The following is a 19,630-nucleotide window of genomic DNA, read 5'->3' as shown; positions in this document are numbered from 1 at the left end:
CTACGTTTCCCCAGGCATTTCGGTCCAATGCTGGGCCTTGTAACTCCCGGCGCGTCGCTCACATGCGCCGTTACAAAAGTTCCCTTCGTGGCCCGGGTGGGAGAGCGGCGGTGCATGGGGATACCGTGGTGTGAGAGAGGGGAGCCGGGACGAGGCACCCGCGCGGAAGGGGATTATCGTGAGTACGCAATCGCTGGGCGAGCAGACCGTCGACCTGCTGGCGCGCCTGGTGCGCCTGGGGTGCGTCAATGACCTGACCGCCGATTCGGGCGGGGAAGAACGCGCCGCCGACCTCCTCGAGGACTTCTTCGCGGGCCTGCCCGTCTCGATCGAGCGGATTACCCCGCACCCGGGCCGCACCAGCCTCGTGGTCACGGTCGAAGGATCGGATCCCAGCAGTGACGGCACCCCCCTGACGCTCCTCGGGCACACGGACGTCGTGCCCGTGGATACAGCCAAATGGACGCGCGATCCTTTCGGTGCGCAGATCGAGGACGGAGTCATGTGGGGGCGCGGCACGGTCGACATGCTCCACCTGACCGCCGCGATGGCCGTTGTGACCCGCGAGGTCGCCCGCCGCGCCCAGGATGGCAATCCTCCGGCGCGTTCCCTGGTGTTCGTGGCCGCCGCTGACGAGGAAGCCCGAGGAGGGCTCGGCGTCCCGTGGATCGGCGAGCACAGGGCGGACGCCCTCCCGTGGGACGCGGCCCTGTCCGAAATGGGAGGGGCACACATTCGCGGGCGCCGCGGAGGCGACTGCGTCGTCGTGGTCGTCGGCGAAAAGGGCGCCGCCCAGCGCCGCCTACACATCCGGGGCGACGCCGGCCATGGCTCGGTTCCGCTGGGCCGCACGAGCGCCGTCGAGCGACTCGCCCAGGTGAGCGCGGCGCTGTCCGCCGCCCGCTGGCCCACCGCCACGGACGAGGTCTGGGCCTCCTTCGTGCGCGCCTTCGAGTTCGATGAAACGACCGAAACGAGTCTCATCAACGGCACCTACGAGGGCGACTACTCCGAGTTCGAGGACCTGGCGGCGTTCGCCCACGCGATCTCCCACGTGACCGTCGCCCAGACGGTCGCCCGCTCGGGCGGGCCCATCAACGTCATGCCCTCCCACGCCACCCTCGAGCTGGACATCCGCACGCTGCCCGGCGTCGACGACGATGACGTGGACGCCGCGATCACCGCGGCCCTCGGCGACCTTTCCGAGCACGTGACCATCGAGCGCCTCCTGAGCGAGGCAGCCACGGCCTCGTCGACCGACACCGACCTGTACCGGGCCATCGAAGCGGCGCTGCGTCGACGCTACCCGGGGGTCGCAGTCGTGCCCGTCCTCTTCCCCGGCGGATCCGACCTGCGCGTGGCCCGCAGGCGCGGGGGCATCGGGTACGGCTTCGGCGCCGTGGACAGCGGGGCGAGCCTGGGACAGGTCTACTCCCAGCTGCACGCGCATGACGAACACATCGCCCTGGCGGACGTGCGCGCGACCGCCGAGGTGCTTGACGAGGTTGTGACCACCTACTTGACACATGTGTGACACATAATCAACCGGTGTTACAAATGACCGCCTGACGAGGATCCTTCCCGCCCCGTTTCTCCTGTGCATACCGTAGATGTCGGCACTACCGCCAACACCTAACACAAGGAGACACCGATGCACATCGCACGCATCCCACGAACAGCAGCCACCCTCGCCTCCGTCGCTGCCATGATGTGTGCGACCCTCGCGGCCTGTGCTCCATCTGGCGGCGGCGCGGCCCAGTCGGCATCCCGTGAAGGAACTATCGCGGTGGGCCTGCCAGGCTCCCTGTCCACGCTGGACACCGCCCACGAAACCGGCATCATCAACTACTACGTCGCGCAGGTCGTTTCCGAAGGCCTTCTCGCCGTGGGCAAGGACGGTCAGCTGATCCCCGCGATTGCGTCCGCCTATCACACTGACGACGCCCAGACCTGGGTCTTCGACATCCGACCCGATGCCCTGTTCCAGGACGGGAACCCCGTCACCATCGACGACGTCCTCTTCTCCATCGACATCGCCAAGGACCCCGACAAATCCCCGTCGTCCGCGGTCTACTGGCCCGCGGGCGTCCAGGCCGAGCAAAGCGGCGACAACCAGATCACGATCACCCTGCCCGCACCCGCCGTCAACTTCGGGTGGACCGTGACCGCGAACGGCGGACTGTGGATCACCGAAAAGTCCTTCTACGAGGCCGCCGCCTCCTACGGGTCCTCGGCCGACCTCATCATGGGAACAGGCCCCTACAAGGCCGTGTCCTTCCAGCCCGACTCCAAGGCCGTCTTCGAAAAGAGCGGCACCTGGTGGGGCGGAGACACGCCCGCCCAGACCATCGAATTCGACTTCTTCTCCGACGAGAACGCGCGCTTCCTCGCGCAAAAGAACGGAACGATCGACATCGCCACCCAGCTGCCCATCGACCAGGTGTCGCAGTTCCAGGGTATTAACGGCGTGAGCGTCCTGACCGAGTCGGATCGCTCCTACGTGGGCCTCACCTTTGACCAGAACATTGAGCCCTTCGACGACATCCACGTGCGTAAAGCCATCGCCCACGCGGTCGATCGTTCCACCATCGTCTCCTCGATCCTCAAGGGGCAAGCGACGGTCGCGACGGGCATCGAGCCGCCGGACCAGCTGGGCAGCGAGATCGGCGAGCAGGCTGCCACGGATGCCCAGGCGGGCCTTCCCATCGACTCCTTCGACCTCGACGCCGCGCGCGCTGAGCTTGCCCAGTCCAAGGTGCCAGGTGGCTTTGACGCCGAACTGACCTACCCCTCCTCGATCCCGGACCTGGGTTCCGCGGCCCTCGCGCTCGCCGACAACCTCAAGCAGATCGGCATCAACCTCACCGTCACCTCCAAGCCGATCGAAGAATGGATCTCCGAGGTCGGTAGCGGCACGTACGGCCTGTCCTACATGAGCTACACCTCCACGACCGGCGACCCGGGCGAGGTGGCCGGATGGCTGCTCGGCCCCGACAACCCCGCACGCTACGAGAACCCGCAGGTCCAGGGGCTGATCGCCTCCCAGGCGACCCAGACCGACCCGAGTAAGCGCGTCGCCGACATCGTCGAAGCCGAGCGTATCGCCCAGGAGAACACGATCTACTCGCCGCTGTGGTGGGGCAAGACCTCGACGGCCTTCTCCTCACGCGTCACCCCGACGCAGTACACGCCCTACTTCTTCATGACCCCGTGGGCGTCCTCCCTGGAGCTGGCCAAGTAAATGCTGCGCTACATCCTCCGCCGCCTCGCAGGCGCGGCAGTGGTGCTCACCCTCCTGTCCTTCCTCGTCTTCTCGCTCCTGTACCTGGTGCCCGGAGACCCCGTGAAGATCCTGGTGGGCACGAGGCGCCTGACCCCCGAGGTCCGCCAGGCCGTGACCGCACGCTACGGCCTCGACGAGCCCCTCGTCGTGCGCTACTGGCACTGGCTGACCCGCGCCCTCACCGGCGACTTCGGGGACTCGGTGCGCTCCGCAACGCCCGTCACCGACGTTCTCGCCTCGCGCGTGTCACTGACCGCGTGGCTCACCATCGGCGCATTCATCCTCGCCGTCGCCGTCGGCATCCCCCTCGGGATCGCTGCGGCACGGCGCCGGGGATCCTGGGTCGACCGGACAATAGTCGGCTGGTCGGTCGTCGGCGTGTCCGCGCCCGGCTTCGCCCTCGGCCTCGTCCTGCTCTACGTCTTCGGGCTCATGCTCGGCTGGTTCCCCGTCTTCGGCGAAGGCACCGGCCTCGTCGACACCCTGTGGCACCTCACCCTGCCCGCGATCGCCCTCGCAACCGGAATCGGCGCGATGCTCGTACGCATCACCCGCGCGGCCGTCGGCGCAGAACTGAGCCAGGACTACGTGACCTTCGCGCGCTCGCGGGGAGTGCCCAGCAGGCGCATCACGGCCATGTACGTGCGGGGAGCCGCCCTGCCGATCATCACCTCGGCGGGACTGATCCTGGGGACTCTCTTCGGGTCCACGGTGCTCGTTGAGGAGGCTTTTTCTCTGCCCGGCCTCGGCCAGCTTCTCGCCGATTCCATCACCTACAAGGACGTTCCGGTCGTGCAGGCGATCGCTCTGCTGGTCGCGTTCGTCATCATCGCCGTAACGCTGATCGTCGACGTGGCCGCGTTCGCCGTCGATCCGCGCCAGACGATCGGTGAGGGGAGGGGAGCCTGATGGCGCTGTCGCTTTCTCCGCGTGCCCTGGGACGAGGCATTGGATCCTCCGCGCGTAAGATCCCCGGTTCGGTGGTCCTGTCCGTGGTGGCGCTTGTCGCTGTCGCGATCTGCGTGATTGTCCCGTCCGTCCTGGTTCCCGGCGCACTGGACCAGAACCTGGCTCTGGGAGTGAGTCCTGCGGGCACCCCCGGGCACCTGCTGGGCACCGACAAGGTGGGGCGCGATGTCCTCGCCCTGATGGTTGCTGGTGCGCGCTCGGCGGTCGTCGGGCCGATCGTTATTGCCGTGGGTTCGATGGCGGCTGGTCTGGTTTTCGGCATGAGCGCTGCGTGGCGCGGCGGACTGTGGGACGCCTGCGTGTCGCGCTCCTGCGAGGTGCTGCTATCCCTGCCGGTTACTCTCCTCGCGATCGTCGTCGCGGGTGTGATCGGTGGCAGCTACTGGGTGACGGTCGGCGTGCTCATCGTGCTGTTCGCGCCCTCGGATATTCGTATGATCCGCGCCGCGACATTCGCTCAGAAGCCTCAGCCCTACATTGAGGCCACGCGCGTGCTGGGCCTGTCCGGCCCTCGTATCCTCACGGTCCATATCCTGCCGAACATCACGCCGATCGTGTGGGCGAACCTTTTCGTCAACGTCGCATTCGCACTCGTGTCCCTGTCCGGCCTGTCCTACCTGGGCCTCGGCGTCGGAGCACAGGACGCCGACTGGGGTCGTCAGCTGGCGGACGGACGAGCCATTCTCGCCCAAAACCCCGCCGCGGCGGTGACCGCAGGTCTGGCCATCATCGTCACTGCCACCGCGATCAACATCGCCGGCGACTGGTTCGCCGAGCGCAAGGAGCGTGACCAATGAGCACCGCGACCACACCTGAGCGCGGCGACGCCCTCGTGGCCTCGCACGTGAGCGTCACCGACCGCACCGGGCGAGTGATTGTCGACGACGTGAGCGTGACCGCCCGCACCGGGCGCACCCTCGTCATCGTGGGAGAATCCGGCGCAGGAAAGTCGATGCTCGCACGAACGCTGTGCGCCCTCACTCCCTCTGCGCTTGTTGCCAGCGGAACGGTGTCGCTGGGAGGAGAGAGCTTCGACCTGGCGGCGGATCAAGCGCGCTTGAAGAAGCAGCGCGGGGGCGGCATCGTCTGGTTGCCGCAGGATCCGTTCACGTCGCTCGCGCCGACGCTCCCATGCGGTGAGCAAATCACGGCCGCGCGTACTGCGAGGCGTTCCGAGCGCGCTCAGCGTGCACGCGCGCTTCTCGCGGACGTCGGCCTCGACGCGCGCGTCGCTCGCTCGTACCCGCACGAACTCTCGGGCGGCATGCGTCAGCGAGTCGCCATCGCGGCGGCGCTCGACTCTGAGCCACGTGTCCTCATCGCCGACGAACCGACGACGGCCCTGGACGTCACGACGCAGCGTGACATTCTGACGCTGCTGACGCGCCTACGTGACGATCACGCGATGACGCTCGTGCTGGTCACCCACGACCTGGCGCTCGCGCGTCAGTTCGGCGATGACGTCATCGTCATGAAAGACGGCCAGATCGTCGAAGAAGGACCGGTCAACGAGGTCCTGGCCTCACCGCGTCACGAGTACACGAAGCGCCTGGCGGACGCCGAACCACGAATCGATGGCCCCAATCCGCGTGAGGGAATGGCGACGCCAGTGGGCGCGGAAACCGTTGTCGAGGTGCGCGACCTGACCAAGGTGTTCCGATCCCGCAAAGAATCGCACGTCGCCCTCATGGATGTGTCCCTGGATATCGCGCAGGGAGAATCCATCGGCATCGTCGGCGAGTCAGGATCGGGCAAGACGACGCTCGCGCGCATCATCGTGGGACTCGAACGCGCCGACTCTGGAACGGTCCGCGTGAATGCGCAGGTCGATCGGGGACCGGCCGTCGGCATCGTGTTCCAGAATCCCTATTCGGCTCTTAACCCCGCGCGAACGATCGGGCAGACGCTCGCCGAAGCGGCGGCCGTCGCGGGGCGTCCGGCCAGCGCTGTCGCCGAGCTGCTGGAGGCAGTCGAACTCCCGGCCGAGTATGCGAAGCGGCGTCCGGCTCGCCTCTCGGGAGGAGAGCGCCAGCGCGTGGCCATCGCGCGTGCACTGGCGACGCGTCCACGTGTCCTCATCGCCGACGAGGCCGTTTCTGCCCTCGACGTGTCCGTGCAGGCCTCAGTCCTGGACCTGCTGACGCGCCTGCAGGCGGAGCAGGGCTTCGCTCTTGTGTTCATCACCCACGACCTCGCGGTGGCGCGCGCGATGTGCGACCGCCTCGTCATCATGAAGGGCGGCGTCGTCGTGGAGGAGGGGCGCACTGAAGAGATCCTGCACAATCCTTCCGAGGAGTACACGGCCGAGCTCCTGAGCGCCGTGCCCGGTCGGGAGGGGGAGCCCTCATGAGCATCGCTCCTGGACTCGTTCGGACACCCATCCCTCCCGGAGAGAACGCGCGCGATCAGCTGACGGCTCTCGGCATTCCCGATGCGCACGCGGCGCGGTGGGCAGCGATGGGACCGGCAGTGTCCGCGACCCTATGGACGCACAGCGGGCACGCGCTCTTGGAAGCGCACCGGACGACGTCCGCCCACCGAACGATCGTGGATGCGTGTCTGCTCGACGGCAGCGAGGCAGGGGCGAGCGCCATCGCGTCCGCTCAGTCCTGGGAGGTCCTTATCCAGGCCGTCCTCAATGCTGCTCCACACGCCCCGCTCATCAAGGCCGTGACCCGCGATGAGGGCTCCGTCTTCGAGGAGGCGCTTCGCTCCCACGGTTTCACTGCTTCGGGGGCGGTCGGCTCGCCGCTGTCCATCGAAGACGACACCGAGCACGGGCATTCCAGCGTGCGCGGATGGGTGCGGTGGAACGATTACCCTCAGACAATCCCCGCGTATGTGCGGCAGAAAACCGAGTTCACGTGCGGACCAGCAAGCGCACTCATGGCCTTGGCGCACGCGAGCGGACACACCCCTCAGCAGGTGAGCCACGACCTGCGCGAAGAAATGGACCTGTGGCGCGAATCGACATACTCGCTCGGGGTGGGACCCTACGGCTTGGCAGCGGCGCTTGCCAGGCGCGGGCAGAGCGTCGAGGTGATCGTCACCCATGAGGGTCCGGTCGTCGGGCTCACGCGCGCGCACGCCGCATCGCCCGCGGCACGACGCGCTATTCACCGACAGCATGTAGACGAGGCCAGGGCACTGGGGGTTCGGGACCGCATCGGGCCCTGTAGCCTCGCCGATCTGCGTGCCGCCCTGGAGCAGGGGAACGGCGTTATCGTGCTGGTGGACCTGGAGGATCTTAACGGGGAGCAGACCCCGCATTGGATCTACGTGTGGGGGCTCTCGGGCGAGTCCGCGCTCATTCACGATCCCTGGAACGATGAGCAGTTCGGCGAAACCTGGGTCGAAACGTGGGCGGAGGCAATCGCCCTCGACCAGCTGTGGAAGTCAGCCCAGTGGGAGGAAGAAGAATCCGCCAGGGCTTTCATTGTTGTCCGCCGCTGAGTCTGTGCGCTCGCGGACGCATAACGAGGCCGGGGCCAGGTTGCGTATTCGTGCAACCCGGCCCCGGCCTCGTCAAGGAGAACGACGGAATCAGAGGACCATCGCCGCGATCCACCCACCGATCAACAGCGGAATGTTGTAGTGGATGAACTCGGGGATGACCGTGTCTCGCATGTGGTCGTGCTGACCGTCGATGTTCAGACCGGATGTCGGGCCGAGCGTCGAGTCGGACGCGGGTGAGCCGGCGTCGCCGAGCGCGCCTGCCGTGCCGATGATCGACACGGTCGCGATGGGGGAGAAGCCGAGCGCCACGCACAGCGGCACGTAGATCGCCGAAATGATCGGCAGCGTCGAGAAGGATGAGCCGATACCCATCGTGATAATGAGTCCGACCACGAGCATGATCATGGCGGCCAGTGCCTTCGAGCCGTTGAACATCGCGGAGGTCTGCTGGACGAGCGGCTCGATCTGGCCGGACGCCTTCAGGACGGACGCGTAGCCCTGTGCGGTGATCATGATGAGGCCGATGAGGCTCATCATCTTCATGCCGCCGCTGAACACGTCGTCGGCCTGCTGCCACGGAACGACGCGCATCGCGAGCATCATGCACAGGCCCACCAGGGAACCCACGAGCAGCGGGTCGGCCTCGGAATCCATCTTGGTCATGACGGCCTGGATGACGAAGCAGGCGACGAGGGCAGCGACCGCGGCCCAGACCTTCTTCATGTCGATGGGCTTGTCGCTGTTGGAGCTGAACGAGGTCTCGCGCTGTTCGTACTCGCGCGGCTTGCGGTAGGAGACGAGCAGTGCGATTGCACAGCCCACGGCCATAGAGGCTGCGGGGATCGCCATGGCGGCCATCGGGTTGACGATGCCTTCAACCGGCAGGCCAGCATCCTCAATGTTCTTGTAGAGAATGTCGTGCAGGAAGATACGGCCGAAGCCGATCGGCACGAACATGTAGGTGGTGACGATACCGAAGGTGATCGCACAAGCGATCAGGCGGCGGTCCATCTTGAGTTCGTTCATGACGCCGATGAGCGGGGGCACCAGCAGAGGGATGAACGCGATGTGAATCGGGATGAGGTTCTGGCTCATCACGCCCATGACGAGGACGCCGCCGATGATGCCCCACTTGGCGGAGCGGGCCACGCGCGCCGAGTTCGACTCGTCAGCATTGCGCAGCTTTTTGATGATCCAGTTCGCCAGCAGGCGCGGCAGGCCCGAGTGGGCGACCGACATCGCGAACGCGCCGAGTAGGGCGTAGGACAGGGCGATCTTTGCGCCGCCGGCGAGGCCGTCCTGGAAGGCAACCATCGTGCCGGACATGCCCATGCCAGCGACCAGGCCGCCCACGAGGGAGGCCACGAAGAGAGAGATGACGACGTGCACGCGTGCGACGCTGAGGATCAGCATAACGAGCACGGAGAGCACGACTGCGTTGAAGAGCAACATGTGTGTTCCTGTGTTGAGGGTGCGCGGGTGCGCCAAATAAAGGGGAGGTAAGCCGCTGTGCGGCAGGTGGTGTCAGCCGAGATGGGAATCGGCGTGGATGGATGCGTCGACGGCACCTACCAGTGCGGTCGACAAACCACCTTCCTCGGCGGCCAGCAATCCTGCGATTGTGGTGCCGCCGGGGCTCGTCACCCGATCAATGAGTTGCGCGGGGATTGTGCCCGCCTCGCGCTCGGCGAGGAGCAGAGCAGCGGCTCCCGCCATCGCCTGCGCGGCAATCTCGACGGCGCTGTCCTTGGACAGGCCGTACTTGAGACCAGCGCGGGCGAACGAATCAACAATCTGGAAATACCAGGCCGGAGAGCACGAGGCCAGGGCCTGGAACACGGGGAAATAGTCCTCGTCGATGAGGATGGTGCGGCCCACCGAATCCATGAGGGATCGGACGGCTGCTACCTGTGCGTCTGTGGCGCGCGTGGCCGTCAGGGCGGTCATGGACTGCCCAACGGTGGCCGCGACGTTCGGCATGACGCGCACGAGCGGGATGCCCGCGCCGAAGTCAGTGGTGATCTGGTCGAGGGTGCGTCCCGCTGCCAGGGAGACGACGCAGACGTCGGGTCGGCCGACCACGATGGGGGAGATCTCCTTGACGACCGCGCGCTGATCCTTGGGCTTGACGGCCAGGATGATGATGTCGGCCTGGCGGGCCAGGGACACGTTCGAGGACGCGGCGGTTGCGCCGAGCTCGTCCGCGAAATCGCAGGCCTTGGCAGCCGTGCGGTTGGAGAAGACCAGTGTCGCGGGATCGACGCCGGACGCAACGGCACCGCGAGCGATGGCCTGGGCCATGGCTCCCGTTCCGATGAATCCGATACGCATCAGGGTCTCCCGCGAGAAATCAATTAATTGCCATGCAGTCTACTCCACTTTGCCGTTTCTTGGTGTAGTGGTCGCACTGTGAGACGAGGCCGGGGCGGGGTCTCCCTCAAGGAGTCCCGTGCCCCGGCCTCGTGCCGACATCGTGGGTGTCAGCGCTTGCGCGTGCCGAAGATGGAGCGCGTAATCTCGCGGCCGGCGGTGCGCAGGACGGACCCGAGGACGTTTTCGACCTGGCGGGTGCGGCGTTCGGCGGCGCGCTGGCGGGCGGCCTCCTCCTTCTCCTGCTGCTTCTCAACCTGGCGGCGCAGCCGCTCCATTTCCTTTTGACGTGCAGCCTCTTCCTTGGCTGCTGCCTTCTCGGCCTCCTTGGCGGCGCGCTCGGCTTCCTTTTCGGCTTCCTTCTGCGCGCGTTCGGCTTCCTTGGCTGCAGCCTCCTGCGCGATGGCTTCCTCGCGGGCGGCCTGGGCCTCGGCGGCGCGGCGCTCGAGCTTCTCCTCGGCCGAGTCGGGGTTCACGGCGTCGCGGTAGCGGCCCATGATGACGCTGGACTGGTTGATACGCGCGATCGTGTCGGCGGACGCGGGGCCCATGACGGAGGCGGGCGCCCAGATGCCGACGGGCGTGACCGGAGTCGGGTTACCCTTCGGATCCAGGACGGTCACGACGGCCTCGCCGGTGCCCAGGGTGGTGAGGACCTCGTCGAGTTCGAGGGACGTCTTCGGGAAGGTCTGGACCGTGGCCTTGAGCTTCTTGAAGTCATCCGGCGTGGAGGCGCGCAGGCCGTGCTGGACGCGCGAACCGAGCTGTGCCAGGACGTCGGAGGGGATGTCCTTGGGGGTCTGCGTCACGAAGACGACGCCCACGCCCTTGGAACGGATGAGGCGCACGGTCTGGACGACCTGACGTTCGAACTCCTTGGTGGCGTCCGCAAACAGCAGGTGCGCCTCGTCGAAGAAGAACACGAGCTTGGGGCGCTCGACGTCGCCGACCTCGGGCAGGGTGGAGAAGAGGTTGGCGAGCAGGAACATAATGACCGCGCTGACCAGGGCCGGGCGCGAAGAAATGTCACCGACACCGAGCAGGGAGATGATGCCGCGGCCCGTCGAATCCATGCGCATGAGGTCGGCCGTGTCGAATCCGGGAGCTCCGAAGAACTGGCCGCCGCCCTGGGACTCGAGCGCGGTCAGGGCGCGCAGGATGACGCCGGCGGTGGCCTTGGAGACGCCGCCGATCGTGGCCAGCTCGTCCTTGCCTTCGTCCGAGGTCAGGAAGGAAATGACGGCGCGCAGATCGGGCAGGTCCACGAGCTCGAGGCCCTGGCCGTCCGCCCACGCGAAAATCAGCTGGAGCGCCTGCTCCTGCGTCGTGTTGAGCGAGAGGGCTCGGGCCAGCAGGATCGGGCCGAAGTCGGAGACCTGGGCGCGAACGGGCACGCCCGGGAACTGCGAATCCGCCCCACCCAGGCTCAGTAGCTCAACGGGGAACGAGGCGGGCGCCCAGTCCTGACCGTTGGCCGCGGTACGGCTCAGGAGCTTCTCGGAGCTGGCCCCGGCCTCGGCCAGGCCCGTCAGGTCGCCCTTGACGTCGCACAGGAGCACGGAGGAACCGTTCGCGGACAGGCCCTCGGCCAGGAGCTGGAGGGTACGGGTCTTGCCGGTACCCGTCGCGCCTGCGACCAGGAGATGACGGTTGAACATGGGCAGCGGCATCTTCGCGCTGACGCCGGGCACGCGCGCACCATTGTCGATGAGCGTGCCGATCGTGACCGCGGGAACGTCCCAGGAGTAGGCGCCCTGGATCTGGGTGGCGAAAGCCGACAGCTCGCCGCTCGGGGCGGGGGACGAGGCCGGGGTGGCCGCGGGTGCGTCGGCGGCGGGATTCTCGGGCGCGGGGGCGGCTTCGGCGGCCTCCACCTGGCTGCGCAGCGCGTCGGCTGTCGCGCGAGCATCTGCTGCCTGGGCGGCCTCCGCCTCGGCCTGCGCGGCGGGTTCCTGCGCGGACGCGGATCCGGCTGCTTCGAGCTGGAGACGCAGGGCTTCGGCCTTCGCGCGGGCGGCCTCAGCCTCGGCGGCCTTCGCCGCGGCTTCCGCTGCGGCGAGCTGCGCCTTCAGATCCTCGATGTTCTCGCTCATGGTGTGGTCTTTCGGCTCTGGGCGCGGTGCGCCACTGTACTTCGACGTTACCGGAACAGTATCCCTTGGGACTGCAGTCCCATGCGAGTTATTCACGGCCGGGAGGGTGTGGGATTCGTCCACAACCCCTCGGCGCGTCAAGCGGTTATCCACAGGGGTCGATGTTCGTGTGTTCTCCCCTCATACCTGGGGGCTAGCGTGCATGCATGAACGTGTCACACTGGTTGGCTCGTCGGCGCATGGCGGCGCTGACAAAAGCCGTATACGACAGTGCCCTGAGCGAGGATGACGAACCTGCCGAACCGAGCGTCGTCCGCTTCCTCCCCGGCGGGGTAAGCGTCGCCGCCCTCATTGTCGTGGTCGTGCTCATCGCAGCCGTGGGCGTATGGAGGCACGCGGCCACGCAAGAACGCGCCGACAGCCTCGTCCAATCCTCCTCCGAGCGACAGGAAAGTGGGGCCACGGCAGCTACTGCGCCCCCAGCCGCGTCCGCACCCCCGTCCGTGTCGGCGGGGGACCAAGCCACAGATGTTGTTGTCTACGTCTCCGGAGCGGTTGCCTCTCCCGGAGTACTTACCCTTCCCGCCTCCTCCCGCGTCATCGACGCCATCACCGCAGCGGGAGGAGCTCTCCCCGAGGCCGACCTGGAGTCGATCAACCTCGCACGCATCCTGGTCGATGGTGAGCAGATTCGGGTCGGCGTCGCAGGGGAGTCACCGCCTCCCGCGTCATCCGAAGGAGGCACATCTGCGGGAGCCTGCGTCCGACTGACGACAGCTACCGAAACAGACCTCCAGACGCTACCCGGCATCGGACCCGCACTCGCCAAGCGCATCATCACCTACCGATCCACGCACCCACGCCTGACATCCGTCGACGAACTCGACGACGTCCCCGGCATCGGCCCATCCCTCATCGAAAAGATTCGGCCGGGTGTGTGCTGATGAGTGACACCCAATGTGCTCCCCGCATGATCGACCTGCGCCTCGCACCCGCAGCCGCCGCCACCTGGGGTGCCACCTGGTGGGCGACGGGACACCGCGCGCCCTGGGAAAGCATCGGTGCGTGCGCCCTCCTCGCCCTCGCCTGCGCCGCCTCCTACTCGTGCTCGAGTCGAGGCCGCCGCGCCCCCCGCCACGCCCTCACCCCACCCGGATCAATCCGCCTCAGCCTCGCACTGCTCCTCGCATGCGTGGCCTGCGCGCTCGCGGTCGGATCCGTCGCGGGCAGGCAATACGACGCAGACCCCGCCCGCCGCGACTCCGGTCCGATTCACGCGCGCGTTCGCCTGCAAACCGACCCAGCCCCGGCCTCGTCCGGATTCTCTGCCACGCGACACACCCACGCGCGCATCGAGGCCGTCGCAGCGGGGGAGGAATGGATACCCTCCCACGCGACCGCGCTCGTGAACGCTCCCGGGTGGGACAGCGGTGCGCGCGGCGACATCTACGAGGTCTGGGGGAGCCTGGACGCCACCTTCGCAGCCGACGCGCCATCGGTGGGCACGATACGCGTCAGACGATCCCGCTTGATCGAACGACCCGGTGGCCCATCCGCCTGGATGCGCTCCACCCACCAAGCCTTCGCCCGCGCATGCTCCTCCCTGCCCAGGGATGCGCGCGCCCTCGTGCCCGGCATGGCAATCGGGGACGACCGAGGCATGCCCGCAGACCTTGCCCAAGCCATGAAAACGACCTCCCTCACCCACCTCACCGCCGTCTCCGGATCCCACATCGTCATCATCCTCGCCACCGTCACCCTCGTCGTCCCCGCACGAAAAACCCTGCGCCTGACAGCAACCATCCTCGTCCTGGGCACAATCCTCACCCTCGTCGGCCCCGAAGCCTCAGTTCTACGCTCCGTCTGCGTCGCCGCCGTCGCCGCCCTCGGACTCATCCTCGGACGCGACGGCCAATCCATCGCCGCCCTCTGCGCCGTCGTCATCGCGACGCTCCTCATCGACCCTTGGGCCGCCCGCTCCTACGGTTTCGCACTCTCCGTGCTCGCCGCGCTCGCGGTTGTCGGTCCGTCGTCTGCGCTCATTCGTCGCTCGCGCCGACGCATTCGCGGGGATACGCGCGCGGGGCGTACTCTGCGTCGCGTCGTGGAGATGGTCTGTGTGCCCGCCCTCGCGGAACTCGCGACAGCACCCCTCATCGTGTCACTCTCCGGAACCGTGCCGGTGTGGGGGATTATCGCTAACGTCGTCGCCGAGCCCGCCGTTCCCATCGCGACTATCGCGGGGATTGCGGGTGCTCTCCTCGCCCCGCTGAGTATCCCAGTAGCCTCGGCATGTGCGCGCGTTTCCTCGTGGGCGACTGCGTGGATCGCAGAAACAGCACGCTTGTGCGCGAACCTGCCTGGAAACGGTGTGGCCGTGCCCGGCGGGGCCTCGACCGTTGTAGGCATCTATGCCTGCTGTTGCTGCGGATGGCTCGCGTGGAGGGCGTGGGCGCGGTGGGGAGCTCCGCGCATTGACGAGAGTGAGCGCATTGACGAAAGTGAAATGTCAGCGCAGGAGTAAGACGCCACTATGGGGTGCCGTCAAACCGTCGTGACACCTGCCACGACTATTGTCCGCCGTGGGCAAAGAGGGACGCAGATGGGGCCGCCGAGTGGCAGACTTAGGGAGTTACTATCACAGCGGAAAGGCAGGAAGACGTGGCAGCACGCGGTTCGCGCCCGGCGGCCCCAGCCGAGATAACGCTGGCGCCCATCGTGTTGATTAAAGGCCCCGAAGGTCTCCTCGTCGACCGTGCCCTCGACCGGCTACGCGGCCTCGCCCACGAGGCCGACCCCAACCTCGAACGCACCGACATCAACGCGGCCACCTACCAGGCCGGACAGCTCGACGTGATCGCCTCGCCCTCGCTCTTTGGCGAATCCCGCATGGTCATCATCCGTGACCTCGAGACCATGAGCGACGCACTCGCGAACGACCTCATCGCCTACTGCGCGGCCCCCGCCCCCGACGTGTGGATGTTCCTGGCTCATCCCGGTGGAAACGCCCGGGGCAAGAAAGTCATCGACACGATCGCCAAGGCCAAATGGCCCGTGATCCCCGCCGATCCGCTGAAAAACGACCGTGACAAGCTGGCCCTCATCGCCTCCGACGTGCGGGCCGCGCGTCGGCAGATGGACACCGAGGCCCAGCAGGCACTCGTGGACGCGCTGGGTAACGACCCTCGCGCGATGGCGGGCGCACTGGCGCAGCTTCTCTCCGACGTGAGCGGACGCATCACCTTGGAGGACGTACGTCGCTATCAGTCAGGGCGCGTCGAGGCCACGGGATACGACGTGGCCGACGCGGCCGTCGCGGGGAACTCCGCGAAGGCGCTCACGCTCGCCCGGCACGCGTTCGCGACCGGCATCGCCCCGCAGCTGCTCGTGACCGCCCTGGCCATGAAGTTCCGCGCCATGGCGAAAGTATCGATCGGTGGATCGGCATCCGCGTTGAAGATGGCCCCCTGGCAGGTGGACCGAGCGAGGCGTGAGCTGCGCGGCTGGTCCGACGCCTCGCTGGCAGGGGCCTTCGGCGCCATCGCCATGGCAGACGCCGAAACAAAGGGTGCGTCGCGGGACCCGCAACGCGCTATCGAAAAAGCAATTATCACCATCTGCAGGCTGCACGGGCGCTGAATGCGCGCTTCGGCCTCATCTATCGGACGCCCGTAGGGAGTGAAGAGGAGATACATGAAAACCATCCGCACGCTGGTGGGGAGGCTACGCGAGTTTAAGACCGCCTCGATCCTGACCCCGCTGTTCATCATCGGGGAAGTGGTCCTCGAGTGCTTGATCCCGCTTACCATGGTCTCGCTTGTGGATGCACTCGACGGCGTATCCCTGAGCCCCGTCATGCGTCTGGGCCTGATCCTGACTGGGCTGGCCTTCGCCTCGCTTGCCTGCGGTATCCTCTCCGCGCGCTTCGCGGCGACCGCCTCGGTGGGCCTGGCGAAGAACCTGCGCCAGGATCTCTTCTTTAAGGTGCAGGACTTCTCGTTTGCGGACATTGACCGCTTCTCCACGTCCTCCCTGGTCACCCGCATGACCACGGATGTCACCAACGTGCAAAATGCCTTTGGCATGCTTATCCGCATCGCTGTGCGTGTGCCCCTCATGATCGTCTTCTCGATCGTCATGGCGTGGCGTATCAACGTGCAGATGGCTCTCATCTTCCTCGGCATGGTGCCGGTGCTCGCCATCATCCTGGCAGCCATCGTGCTCATCGCCTTCCCGATCTTCCGCCGTATTTTCAAGAAGTACGATGCCCTGAACAACTCCGTCCAGGAGAATGTCGCGGCGATCCGCGTCGTGAAATCTTTCGTGACCGAGGACTACGAGACCACGAAGTTCCGCGCGGCATCTCAGGATGTACGCAAGGACTTCACGAACGCTGAAAAGCTCATCGCGCTCAACAGTCCCGTCATGATGTTCTTCGTCTTCGCGGCAATCGTGGCCGTCGACTACGTTGGCGCATCGATCATCATCAACTCGGGTGCGACCGAGCTGACGAAGGGCGGGCTCACCGCCCTCATCACCTACGGCATCCAGATCCTGACACATATGCTGATGCTCGCCTTCATCTTCGTCATGACGACGATGGCCGCAGAGTCCGCGCACCGTATCGCCGAGGTTCTCAACCACGAGCCGTCGCTGACCTCGCCCGAGAACGGCGCGACCGATGTTGCGGATGGTTCCGTCGTCTTCGAGGACGTGTCCTTCAAGTATTCGGCGAGCGCCGAAGAAAACGCCCTGTCTGACATCAATCTGCGTATCGAATCCGGATCGACGCTCGGCATCGTGGGCGGCACGGGCTCCTCCAAGACCTCGCTCATCCAGCTGATCTGCCGCCTCTACGACGTCTCCGAGGGATCCGTGAAGGTCGGTGGACGCGACGTGCGCGACTACGACCTGAGCGCTCTGCGTGACGCGGTTGCCGTCGTCCTGCAGAAGAACGTTTTGTTCTCCGGCACGATCAAGGAGAACATGCGTTGGGGTAACCCCGAGGCCACCGACGAGCAGATCGAGCATGCGTGCAAGCTCGCGCAGGCCGACGAGTTCATCCAGCAGCTGCCCGGGGGCTACGACTACGTGATCTCCCGAGGTGGCAGCAACGTGTCGGGTGGCCAGAAGCAGCGCCTGTGTATCGCCCGTGCACTGCTGAAGAATCCCAAAATCCTCATCCTGGACGACTCGACCTCCGCGGTGGATACGAAGACCGACTCGCTGATTCGCAATGCTTTTGAGACCGAGATCCCGGGCACGACGACGATCATCATCGCCCAGCGCCTCTCCTCGGTGAGCCATGCCGATCAGATCATCGTCCTGGACGACGGTCGTATCACGGAACGTGGCACTCACGAGGAGCTGATGGCAGCGGGCGGCGAGTACCGAGAGATCTACGATTCCCAGAACGCCGCGAGCGAAAGCGAGGTGGCCTGACATGGCACGCACGCGCAACTCCCGAATCGACGACGCTGACAAGCTCGAGGGTATTGAACGTCCCTTCGGCCGCTTGATGGCCTACGTCTTCCGGCACTATCCGGTGCGCATCTGCCTGACGATTGTGTGCATCATCCTCGCATCCGTGGCCTCGGCCGTCGGCTCAATCTTCATGCAGCAGATCGTCGACAACGTCGTGACCCCGGGCCTGGAGAGCGGCTTCGACGCGGTGCGAGGAACCCTGGTACGCCTCGTCATCACGATGGCTGTCATCTTCGGTGTCGGCGTTATTGGCAGCTTCATCTACACGCGTGCCATGGCGATCGTGACGCAGGGGACACTCAAGCACATGCGTGACGACATGTTCGACTCGATGGAGCGCCTGCCCCTGCGATTCTTCGACACGCACCCGCACGGCGCGATCATGTCGACCTACACGAACGACACGGACGCGATCCGCCAGCTGATCGGCCAGTCGATCCCGACGCTCATCCAGTCGGGCCTGACCATCATCGTGCTGGTTGGCACGATGCTCTACTACTCCGTGTGGCTGTTCCTCGTTGTGCTCCTCGTGGGTGCGCTCATGGCCTTCCTGACCGGCAAGCTTGGAGGCCTGTCGGGCCGCTTCATGAAGGCCCAGCAGGCGGCTCTCGCTGACGAAGAAGGCTTCATCGAAGAGATGATGGACGGCCAGAAGGTCGTCCAGGTCTTCAACCACGAGCAGGATGCCAAGGATGAATTCGTGGAGTTCAACCAGAAGCTCTTCGAATCCTCGCAGAAGGCGAACATCTACGGCAACGTGCTGATGCCTGCCCTGGGCAACATCGGCAACATCATGTACGTCGTCATCGCCATCGTCGGCGGCGTCATGATCTTGGAACAGACGCCGAACATCCACCTTGTCGGCGTCGACGTGATCACGGTCGGCGTGGTCGTCTCCTTCCTGGGCATGGTCCGTAACTTCTCGCAGACCATCGGCCAGATGTCCATGCAGGTTCCCATGATTGCCCTCGGTATGGCGGGTGCGGGCCGCGTTTTCGCGCTCATCGACCAGAAACCCGAGGAGGACGAGGGCTACGTGACCCTCGTGCGTGCGCGCGAGCTGCCCGACGGCACGCTCGAGCCGACCGAGGAACGCACGGGAATCTGGGCGTGGCGCCATCCTCACCAGGCCGACGGCACCGTCACCTACACGCGCCTGCGCGGCGAGCTGGTCATGGAGGATGTCGACTTCTCCTACGACGGTGAGAAGCAGATCCTGCATGACATCTCCCTGTGGGCCAAGCCCGGCCAGAAGATCGCCTTCGTGGGCGCCACGGGTGCTGGAAAGACGACGATCACCAACCTGATCAACCGCTTCTACGACATCGATGATGGCAAGGTCCGCTACGACGGCATCAACATCAACAAGATCCACAAGCCGGACCTGCGTCGCTCGCTCGGCGTCGTCCTGCAGGACGTCAAGCTGTTCACGGGCACGGTCATGGAGAACATCCGCTACGGCCGTCTGGACGCCACGGACGAGGAATGCATTGCCGCCGCGAAGCTGGCCAATGCGGACTCCTTCATCCGACGCCTGCCCGAGGGCTACGACACGATGCTGACGGGCAACGGTTCGAACCTCTCGCAGGGCCAGGCTCAGCTCCTGTCGATCGCGCGTGCCGCCGTGGCTGATCCACCGGCGATGATCCTGGACGAGGCGACCTCCTCGATCGACACACGCACCGAGGCGCACGTGCAGCAGGGCATGGATAACCTCATGGAGGGGCGCACGGTCTTCGTGATCGCCCACCGCCTGTCGACGGTTCGTAACTCGGACGCCATCATGGTCCTCGACCACGGTCGCATCATCGAGCGCGGCAGCCACGACGACCTGATCGCGCAGAAAGGCGTGTACTACCAGCTTTACACGGGTGCCTTCGAGCTCGAGTAGTCGCTGGCGGATTGCAGCAATGCCCCGCTCCTCTCGCTGTGAACTGCCTCCCGTTTCTTGGACATCGAAATTGAAGTCCAGGGA

14 protein-coding genes are annotated in these 19,630 nt (G+C 66.0%); 11 read left to right on the top strand and 3 right to left on the bottom strand.

Features of this window, described 5'->3' with window-relative positions:
- The first annotated feature begins 178 nt into the window (after positions 1-178).
- The 6 genes from HMPREF1478_RS06145 to HMPREF1478_RS06120 all read left to right on the top strand — a co-directional run bounded on the left by HMPREF1478_RS06145 (position 179) and on the right by HMPREF1478_RS06120 (position 7,705).
- Positions 179-1,534: a M20/M25/M40 family metallo-hydrolase gene (locus HMPREF1478_RS06145; protein WP_016461213.1), complete on the top strand. Its 1,356-nt coding sequence runs from the start codon at positions 179-181 to the stop codon at positions 1,532-1,534.
- A 117-nt stretch (positions 1,535-1,651) separates the two neighbouring features.
- Positions 1,652-3,241, top strand: a complete 1,590-nt coding sequence (locus HMPREF1478_RS06140; RefSeq protein ID WP_016461212.1) for an ABC transporter substrate-binding protein — start codon at positions 1,652-1,654, stop codon at positions 3,239-3,241.
- Positions 3,242-4,192, top strand: a complete 951-nt coding sequence (locus HMPREF1478_RS06135; RefSeq protein WP_016461211.1) for an ABC transporter permease — start codon at positions 3,242-3,244, stop codon at positions 4,190-4,192.
- A complete protein-coding gene (locus HMPREF1478_RS06130) occupies positions 4,192-5,049 on the top strand; it encodes an ABC transporter permease (RefSeq protein ID WP_016461210.1) in 858 nt (285 codons plus the stop codon). The genes HMPREF1478_RS06135 and HMPREF1478_RS06130 overlap by 1 nt, the downstream gene beginning before the upstream one ends.
- Positions 5,046-6,602, top strand: a complete 1,557-nt coding sequence (locus HMPREF1478_RS06125) for an ABC transporter ATP-binding protein (RefSeq protein ID WP_016461209.1) — start codon at positions 5,046-5,048, stop codon at positions 6,600-6,602. Before HMPREF1478_RS06130 ends, HMPREF1478_RS06125 begins: the two co-directional genes overlap by 4 nt.
- The gene (locus HMPREF1478_RS06120; protein ID WP_016461208.1) at positions 6,599-7,705 is read left to right on the top strand and encodes a peptidase C39 family protein; all 1,107 of its coding nucleotides are present in this window, start codon (positions 6,599-6,601) and stop codon (positions 7,703-7,705) included. The genes HMPREF1478_RS06125 and HMPREF1478_RS06120 overlap by 4 nt, the downstream gene beginning before the upstream one ends.
- A gap of 90 nt (positions 7,706-7,795) precedes the next feature.
- On the opposite strand, the gene HMPREF1478_RS06115 is transcribed toward HMPREF1478_RS06120, so the two are convergent.
- The 3 genes from HMPREF1478_RS06115 to HMPREF1478_RS06105 form a co-directional block, all read right to left on the bottom strand.
- Positions 7,796-9,160 (bottom strand): Na+/H+ antiporter family protein, encoded by a 1,365-nt coding sequence (locus HMPREF1478_RS06115; protein ID WP_016461207.1) that lies wholly within the window; start codon positions 9,158-9,160, stop codon positions 7,796-7,798.
- A 72-nt stretch (positions 9,161-9,232) separates the two neighbouring features.
- Positions 9,233-10,039: a pyrroline-5-carboxylate reductase gene (gene proC, locus HMPREF1478_RS06110; RefSeq protein ID WP_016461206.1), complete on the bottom strand. Its 807-nt coding sequence runs from the start codon at positions 10,037-10,039 to the stop codon at positions 9,233-9,235.
- A gap of 149 nt (positions 10,040-10,188) precedes the next feature.
- Complete coding sequence (locus tag HMPREF1478_RS06105) at positions 10,189-12,171, bottom strand: helicase HerA-like domain-containing protein (protein WP_016461205.1); 1,983 nt, start codon at positions 12,169-12,171, stop codon at positions 10,189-10,191.
- A 206-nt stretch (positions 12,172-12,377) separates the two neighbouring features.
- Between HMPREF1478_RS06105 and HMPREF1478_RS06100 the strand changes: the two genes are divergently transcribed.
- The 5 genes from HMPREF1478_RS06100 to HMPREF1478_RS06080 all read left to right on the top strand — a co-directional run bounded on the left by HMPREF1478_RS06100 (position 12,378) and on the right by HMPREF1478_RS06080 (position 19,546).
- Entirely contained in the window at positions 12,378-13,115 is a 738-nt protein-coding gene (locus HMPREF1478_RS06100; RefSeq protein WP_016461204.1) for a ComEA family DNA-binding protein, read from the top strand.
- Positions 13,115-14,695 carry a ComEC/Rec2 family competence protein gene (locus HMPREF1478_RS06095; protein WP_016461203.1) on the top strand — a complete coding sequence of 527 codons (1,581 nt, stop codon included), beginning with the start codon at positions 13,115-13,117 and terminating at the stop codon, positions 14,693-14,695. Before HMPREF1478_RS06100 ends, HMPREF1478_RS06095 begins: the two co-directional genes overlap by 1 nt.
- Positions 14,696-14,832: 137 nt before the next feature.
- Positions 14,833-15,810 carry a DNA polymerase III subunit delta gene (gene holA / locus HMPREF1478_RS06090; RefSeq protein ID WP_016461202.1) on the top strand — a complete coding sequence of 326 codons (978 nt, stop codon included), beginning with the start codon at positions 14,833-14,835 and terminating at the stop codon, positions 15,808-15,810.
- A 54-nt stretch (positions 15,811-15,864) separates the two neighbouring features.
- Positions 15,865-17,613 carry an ABC transporter ATP-binding protein gene (locus HMPREF1478_RS06085; protein WP_016461201.1) on the top strand — a complete coding sequence of 583 codons (1,749 nt, stop codon included), beginning with the start codon at positions 15,865-15,867 and terminating at the stop codon, positions 17,611-17,613.
- Between the two features lies 1 nt (position 17,614).
- Complete coding sequence (locus tag HMPREF1478_RS06080; protein WP_016461200.1) at positions 17,615-19,546, top strand: ABC transporter ATP-binding protein; 1,932 nt, start codon at positions 17,615-17,617, stop codon at positions 19,544-19,546.
- The last annotated feature ends 84 nt before the right edge of the window (positions 19,547-19,630 follow it).

This window comes from Actinomyces sp. HPA0247 (assembly GCA_000411415.1).
GTDB lineage: Bacteria > Actinomycetota > Actinomycetes > Actinomycetales > Actinomycetaceae > Pauljensenia.
This window is presented reverse-complemented; position numbering and strand designations above follow the sequence as displayed.